At 71.0% G+C, this 6,742-nt stretch carries 7 protein-coding genes and 1 pseudogene; 3 read left to right on the plus strand and 5 right to left on the minus strand.

Annotation, left to right across the window (positions count from 1 at the left end):
* The first annotated feature begins 51 nt into the window (after positions 1-51).
* On the plus strand, positions 52-870 hold the full coding sequence (locus WN71_RS08900) for a 3'(2'),5'-bisphosphate nucleotidase CysQ (protein WP_046592187.1): 819 nt from the start codon (positions 52-54) through the stop codon (positions 868-870).
* Positions 871-935: 65 nt separating this feature from the next.
* Positions 936-1,532 carry an NADPH-dependent F420 reductase gene (locus WN71_RS08905; RefSeq protein WP_046592188.1) on the plus strand — a complete coding sequence of 199 codons (597 nt, stop codon included), beginning with the start codon at positions 936-938 and terminating at the stop codon, positions 1,530-1,532.
* Positions 1,533-2,160: 628 nt separating this feature from the next.
* On the opposite strand, the gene WN71_RS08910 is transcribed toward WN71_RS08905, so the two are convergent.
* The 4 genes and pseudogenes from WN71_RS08910 to WN71_RS08925 form a co-directional block, all read right to left on the minus strand.
* A complete protein-coding gene (locus tag WN71_RS08910) occupies positions 2,161-2,358 on the minus strand; it encodes a DUF5133 domain-containing protein (RefSeq protein WP_046592189.1) in 198 nt (65 codons plus the stop codon).
* 292 nt (positions 2,359-2,650) lie between these two features.
* Positions 2,651-3,509 (minus strand): annotated as a pseudogene (locus WN71_RS08915) (SDR family oxidoreductase).
* Between the two features lie 500 nt (positions 3,510-4,009).
* On the minus strand, positions 4,010-4,252 hold the full coding sequence (locus tag WN71_RS08920) for a DUF5302 domain-containing protein (RefSeq protein ID WP_046592204.1): 243 nt from the start codon (positions 4,250-4,252) through the stop codon (positions 4,010-4,012).
* 620 nt (positions 4,253-4,872) lie between these two features.
* Positions 4,873-5,271 (minus strand): hypothetical protein, encoded by a 399-nt coding sequence (locus tag WN71_RS08925; protein WP_338058680.1) that lies wholly within the window; start codon positions 5,269-5,271, stop codon positions 4,873-4,875.
* Between the two features lie 155 nt (positions 5,272-5,426).
* Between WN71_RS08925 and WN71_RS08930 the strand changes: the two genes are divergently transcribed.
* Positions 5,427-6,425, plus strand: coding sequence for a TIGR03557 family F420-dependent LLM class oxidoreductase (locus WN71_RS08930; protein WP_079177744.1), 999 nt, complete (start codon positions 5,427-5,429; stop codon positions 6,423-6,425).
* Here the strand turns inward: WN71_RS08930 and tnpA are convergent.
* Complete coding sequence (tnpA, locus tag WN71_RS39660) at positions 6,336-6,740, minus strand: IS200/IS605 family transposase (RefSeq protein ID WP_079177745.1); 405 nt, start codon at positions 6,738-6,740, stop codon at positions 6,336-6,338. The genes WN71_RS08930 and tnpA overlap by 90 nt on opposite strands.
* Between the last annotated feature and the right edge of the window lie 2 nt (positions 6,741-6,742).

Below are 6,742 nucleotides of genomic sequence, written 5' to 3' on the forward strand. Positions count from 1 at the left end.
CGGCTCGTCCCGACCACTCTCATCGCCCCCTCTCCGCAAGGGAGTTCCGCCATGCCCGAAACGCTTCGGACCACGGACGTCGCCGCCTTCGACGCCGATCTGCTCGACCGGACCGCGTCCGCCGTCCGCACCGCCGGTTCGGCGTTGCGCGAGCGGTTCGGCGAAGTGGTCCGCCACCGGACTCGCGAAGAGCTGATGCGCGCACTGGCCGCCAACGACGACTCGGTCCTCGACATCCTCCGCCCCCTGCTGGCGGGCCTTCGCCCCGACGCCGGCTGGGTGGAGGACGAGTTGGACGGCGGGGCGCTGCCGCCCGGCGAATGGTGGGTGGTGGATCCGGCCGAAGGCAACGTCAACCACCTGCACGCCCTGCCGGAATGGGCCGTGACGGCCACCCTCGTGCGGGAGAACCAGCCGGTGCTCACCGCGGTCCACCTGCCGTTGACCGGCGAGACCTACACCGCTCGCACCGGCGCCGGCGCCCACCTCGACGGCCTGCCGCTGCACGTCTCCCAGGCCGCGGACCTCGGCCTGGGCATCGTCGCCACCAGCCAGGCCAGGCCGGACGAGGACGAGGCGGTGGTACGGCGCGTCGGCTCGTCGATCACGGCGATGCTCTTCGACGCGCTCGTGGTCCGCACCGCCGTACCAGCGACCCTGCACCTGGCGAACGTGGCCGCGGGCCGGATCGACGCCTTCTGGCAGTTCGCCGGTGCCCGCGCGGACCTGCTGCCCGGGGCGTTGCTCGTCACCGAGGCGGGCGGACGGATCTCCGACGCCGAGGGACGCCCCTGGACCCCCGAGAGCGGGAGCTTCCTGGCCGCCGCGCCCGGCGTCCACGCCGCAGCCGTCGCCACGCTCTCGCGCTGACCGCGCACACACCGCACGCACCGCACACTCTGCTCACTCTGCACACATGGAAGGACCAGTTCGCCATGACCACGATCGCTGTTCTCGGAAACGGCCGCGTCGGAAGCAACCTGGCCGCGGCCCTCGTCCGGGCGGGGCATGAGGTGACCGTGGCGGACCGCACGCCGGGCGCCGCCGCCGACGCCGCCCGGACGGCCCCCATCGTCATCAACGCCACCCCGGGCGCCGGCTCCCTGGAGCGGCTCGTCGCCCTGCGCGAGGAACTGCGCGACAAGATCCTTGTCGACGTCTCCAACGCCACCGTGGACGGCCCCGACGGACTCCCCGCCGACCTGCTCTACCCCGGCTCCAGCCTCGCCGAGCGGCTCCACGAGGCACTCCCCCGGACACACGTCGTCAAGACGCTCAACACCATGCTGTTCACGGTGATGACCGCCCCCGCGACACTCGCCCAGGCGCCTGACGCCTTCCTGTCCGGCGAGGACCCGCAGGCCAAGCAGACCGTCCGCGCCCTGCTGACCGACCTCGGCTGGCGTGAGGAGTGGATCACCGATCTCGGCGGGATCCGGACCGCCCGCGCCACGGAGGCCGCCGTACTGTTCGTGCCGCACGTGATCCGGTCCGGCGGATTCGCGCCTTTCGCGATATCGGTCGCCCGCTGACGCCCGCCCGGTGCCCGCCGCGGGCGAAGCTCCGGAGCGGAGCACCGGCCGGTCCCGCGCCCACGGGGCCCGCCCGGGCGCGGCGGACCACTTCAGGTACGGGCCGTCGGTGCCGACCTTGCCCGCGGCGCCTCGGCGGCGGCCGGTGCCGCGCTCTGGGTACGGCCGGCCTCGGGCAGCGCCGACAAAAGGCTGAGCATGACCGCCGCGGCAGCCGATGCCGCCCCTGGGCGCCGGAGTCGCCCGGCTGGGGTGCGTCTCATTGCGGAATCCCCAAAGGGTGCTCCGCGGCCGGTGGCCGCGGTGTCCGGCGTGCGGGACCCGCTCGACCGGCGTCCGTCCCGTGTGGATCCCCGCCGTGGTGCCCTGAGGCGCCGCAGGACCATGGCGAGCAACGGACTCCCGACCTAAAAGCAATCTCGGAAAATTGCTGCAACTTGTTGCACACCCGGAAGATACTCGGTCGCTACAGGGCCGGAAAGAGTTCCGGCGCGGATGCACGCGCGCCCCGATCTCCGCAGCCCGTCATTCGACAGCCGGACCGACCTCCTTTGCCGCACGGCCCGACGCCGGCCTGGACCTTCGTCTCCGCGCGGGAGCAACGGACGTAAGGTGACGGACCGTCCGCTCACGTCGACGTGGCCAGGTAGGCACGGGCGACGTCGAGGGCATGGTCGACGTCGCGGGTGCCGGTCGACACACACAGGGTGTAAGCGGCGTCGCGCAGGCTCTGACCGGACGGGATCGTCGCATCCGGCGCCTCCGCGAGGAGCGACTCGTAGTCCGTCACCATTCGGCGCAAGGTGACGGGCAGGGGCATCAGCATCAGGGCAACTCCTTCGCCAGGGCCGTCGCACCGTGCATGAGCGAAGAAGCTCCGGCACGGCGCCGACAAGTGGCCGTTTCCGCCGTACGGACATCCGTGCAACCGCAGGGCGTTCCCGGCGGCAGGCGGAGCCCGCTCGGCCTGCGCCTCCGGTCCGAAGCACCGAAGTGGCAGGTGCCCCGCCATCGCGACAGCAAACCGCGCATCTCCCACCGCAAGCGCGCGGCATCCGGACCAGCACCCCAACCCGCATTGGCACCCGCACCCGCACCCGGCGGTGAGTGCCCGCCGTCTAGGGAAGCGGTGTCCCGCCGGTGGCGTTGAGGATCTCCGCGGTGATGAAGCTCGCTGCGGGTGAGGCGAGGAAGACGTAGGCCGGCGCCATCTCGGCGGGCTGGGCGGGCCGGCCGAGGGGCGACTGCTTGCCGAAGTGCGCCGTGTCCGGCAGCGTCGCCGGGATCAGCGGAGTCCACACCGGCCCCGGGGCCACGGCGTTGACGCGGACACCGTCGCCGGCCACCATCTGCGCGAGCCCCTGGGTGAACGTCACGATCGCACCCTTGGTCATCGCGTAGTCCAGCAGATGCGGACTGGGCTGGTACGCCTGCACGGAGGCCGAGTTGACGATGCAGGAGCCGGACGGCATGTGCGGCAGCGCCATCTTGCACAGCCAGAACATGCCGTAGAGGTTGGTGCGCACCACCCGGTCGAACTGCTCGGTCGTGATGTCCTGGATGCCCTCGGGCTGTGACATCTGGTAGGCGGCGTTGTTGACGAGGATGTCGATGCGGCCGAACTCGTCGACCGCGCGCCCGACCAGCTCCCGGCACTGCTCCTCCTGCCGGATGTCACACGCCGCTCCCACCGCCTGGCGGCCCGCGTCGCGGACGAGTGCCTCGGTGCGGTCCGCGTCCTCCTTCTCCTGGGGAAGATAGGTGAACAGCACGTCCGCGCCCTCACGGGCATAGGCCAGGGCGACGGCCCGTCCGATACCGGAGTCGCCGCCGGTCACGACGGCCTTGCGGTCGTACAGGAGCCCGCTGCCCTCGTTGGTCGGGGGGCGGGTCCATGGGGCCGGTCCAACCGGGGTGCTGCTGGTCCTGGTCCGGGAACTCGGGGCGGGGGTGCTTGGTCGTGGGGTCCTCAGCCATGGGTTCGCTCCTCGTGCTCGTCCCTGCGGGGGTGCGGGCTGGGTGCCCCGTGGCGTTCGTGCCACACGCGAAAAGGTCCGTTTCGTCGTGGCACACCACGATCTCGACCGCACCGACTGGAGCCGGGCGGTGGGCGATTCGCCCCGGCCGCGCACCCAAGCCGCCCACAGCCACGCGTGGAAGGCGGCTTCGAGAGCCGCAACCACTGGATCTACAGCGCCGCTTCACCCGTCGGGGAGATCCTGGGCCGGCTCGGCGTGCGGTTCGCCTCCGCCACGGCCTCGGCCTTCAAGGGCGCCACGACGTCGGTGTCACGAACGGGCCCGCCAACAATAGCCAGAAGCCGCTCGCGCTCCGGTCGTTCAAGCGGCTGCCGGTCCCGAAGAAGGACCCCCGCGGATTGGTGCTTTCGCGCGGAGGGGTCCTGGCCGCGTCCTGGGTGTGCGGGTGTCCGGCCGAGCCGGTCCGGCCGGACACCCGTCCTCTTCGGTCGGATTCGGTCAGCCGCCGGCCTTGCGCCGCAAGGCCCGCCGGCTCGCGGCCGGGCCGTTCGTCCTGCGTACCTTCGGCGCGTCGCCGCCCGCGGACACGTCGCCGGAGTCCGCCCGCGCGCCCCTCTTACGTTCCAGGGCTTCCCGGAACTTGCGCTTCAGGTCGTGGTTGCCATCGCTGTCGGGGCCCAGGGCGGGCGCCTCGGGCTCAGTCGGCTCCGAACCTTCCGGGGTTGCAGACTCTGCGGTCATCGTGACCCCCTGGGTTCGGACGCTGGGAAGCACGCACAGCTCGTCAGACCCGCGCCGCGGACGCGCCGCCCATATCATCGCGGCGCGACGCGGCAGGCGACCGCCGGAGGTGCGCCGCTCCACTGCGGTCTCGAACTCGACGGCCCGGACACGCCTTGGGGGCGGGCGTCGGCGAGATGCCGGTGCCCGCCCCGGTGTGTGGCGGAGTGACGGTCGGACCCCCCGGCATCCGAGCCGGTTCGGTACCCCCACTGTTGTCCGCCAAGGAAAAGCTTCCCCTTGTAGTGTGGATTCCCGAAGAACCCATTCCACACGTGGAATTCGGTTCCGTCCCGCGGACGTCGAAACAGCCGCGCCGCTTCCCCTCACAGCCCCGGCGGGGTGGGTGTGCGACGCGAGAGGTACGGGTCAGCGGCGCAACATCATGACGACGGCGACGATGACGATGATGAGGACGACGGTGCCCAGCCCTATGTACACAGGTTTTCCTTTCCCCTGGGGAGTGGCACATTTCGGTGCCGCAGAAACCCGTGTGCCCCTGGCAGCGCATTTAAGCCCGGTGATTTCTGGGCGCGGTGCCAATTTCGTTGCCGGGGCCGAGATGGCGTGCGCGGCCGTCATTACGGCTCGTCCCACCGGACCTCGCGCTCGCCGACCGCGAGCGACACGTCGTACAGGGCGGTCGCTCCGTGGGCGAGTGCGGCGCCGCCCATGACGCTGAGCACCAGCGGGTTGACGCGGGCCAGCAGGCCCATGGCCACGGGGATCCCGGCCTCGGTCATCATCAGCGCATGGACCGCCGACTCCTTGGTCCCGCTCCTGTGCTCGATCCGGGTCCGCCGGTGCATCCACCAGTCGGCGAGGCCGGGCAGCACCCACAGCGAGAGCGCGCCGTAGAGCAGGAAGCGGCGGCTCGCGTCCTCGGCGTCGGTCGAGCGGGCCGCGATCCGCAGATCGTCGCCTCGCCGCCAGCCCCGCAGGGTCTTCCGGGTCCTCCAGGGCAGTGCGCGCAGCGCCATGGGCGCCTCCGTGGGATCAGGACGGCCTGGGCCTTCGCACCCGCGATGGCGTACGACCCCGGTGCCCTTCCTGCTGTGCGCGACACCGTGCACGGTCCCGCCGCCATCGGGTACTCGGCAGCGGTCACCCGTACGGACACGGTTCAGGAGGCACGATGTCGAACTTCGGATACTTCCTCGCGTGCGAGGAGCACGGCCCGGCGGAACTCGTCGAGCAGGCAAGGATGGCGGAGCAGGCCGGATTCGACTCCCTGTGGATCTCCGACCACTACCACCCGTGGAACGACGCGCAGGGCCAGAGCCCGTTCGTGTGGTCCGTGATCGGCGCCCTCTCGCAGGCGGTCTCGCTGCCCGTACAGACGGCCGTGACCTGCCCGTTGATACGCATGCACCCCGCGGTGGTCGCCCAGGCGGCCGCCACCGCCGCGGTCCAGCTGGAGGGGCGCTTCCGGCTGGGTGTGGGCACGGGCGAGGGGCTGAACGAGCACATCCTCGGTACCGTCTGGCCCGAGGCACCGGTGCGTCTGGAGATGCTGGAGGAGGCGCTGCAGATCATCCGGCGGCTGTTCACCGGTGAGCAGATCAGCCATCGGGGCCGGCACTACACGGTGGAGAACGCCCGCCTGTACACGGTGCCCGACGAGCCGGTGCCGATCGACGTCTCGGCCTTCGGCCCGCAGGCCGCCGAACTCGCCGCGCGGATCGGCGACGGGCTGATCACGATGGCGCCGGACGAGTCCGTGGTGGAGCGGTTCCGGCGCGGTGGCGGCGGTACGAACCCGGTGTACGGCGGGCTCAAGGTGTGCTGGGGCACCGACGAACGGGAGGCGGTCCGGACGGCGCACCGGCTGTGGGCCAACGAGCAGTTGCCCGGCGAACTCCCGCAGGTCCTGCCCACCCCGCGCCACTTCGAGCAGGCGTCCCAGCTGGTCACCGAGGAGCAGGTCGCCGCGTCCGTACCGTGCGGGGGCGATCTCGACACCCATCAGGGCTTCCGTTGGGTATCCCCGGCTTCAGCCGGGGCGGGAAAACGGAACGGTGCGGAGCACCGTTGTTCGGTGATGTCAGGACAAAGGGCGACGCTGTTCCTCGATGTACTGACGGACGATCGACAGCGGCGCTCCGCCACAGGAGGCCGCGAAGTACGAGCGTGACCAGAAGGCCGCCGAGCCCGTACCAGTCCGGTTGACGCGGCCGGTGTACTCGGCGCGCAGGTACCGGGAGCTGACCCCTTTAAGGCTGTTGACCAGCTTGGAGAGTGCGAGCTTGGACGGGTAGTGCACCAGGAGATGCACGTGGTCGGCCTCGCCGTTGAACTCCCGCAGCTCCACCTCGAACTTGTCGCACACCTCCCGCATGATCTCTTCGCACCGCTGGAGCATGGCGTCATCGAAGATCCCCTTCCGGTACTTGGTGACGAACACCAAGTGAGCGTGCAGATGGAAGGCGACATGACGCCCCCTGCGGATAT

It is taken from the genome of Streptomyces mangrovisoli (assembly GCF_000974985.2).
GTDB lineage: Bacteria > Actinomycetota > Actinomycetes > Streptomycetales > Streptomycetaceae > Streptomyces > Streptomyces mangrovisoli.

Excerpts from the sequence above, each read along its gene's own strand:
- WN71_RS08920 (WP_046592204.1), bottom strand. The coding sequence starts at position 4,252 with ATGACCGCAGAGTCTGCAACCCCGGAAGGTTCGGAGCCGACTGAGCCC.
- WN71_RS08925 (WP_338058680.1), bottom strand. The coding sequence starts at position 5,271 with ATGGCGCTGCGCGCACTGCCCTGGAGGACCCGGAAGACCCTGCGGGGC.
- WN71_RS08910 (WP_046592189.1), bottom strand. The coding sequence starts at position 2,358 with ATGCTGATGCCCCTGCCCGTCACCTTGCGCCGAATGGTGACGGACTAC.
- WN71_RS08905 (WP_046592188.1), top strand. The coding sequence starts at position 936 with ATGACCACGATCGCTGTTCTCGGAAACGGCCGCGTCGGAAGCAACCTG.
- WN71_RS08930 (WP_079177744.1), top strand. The coding sequence starts at position 5,427 with ATGTCGAACTTCGGATACTTCCTCGCGTGCGAGGAGCACGGCCCGGCG.
- WN71_RS08900 (WP_046592187.1), top strand. The coding sequence starts at position 52 with ATGCCCGAAACGCTTCGGACCACGGACGTCGCCGCCTTCGACGCCGAT.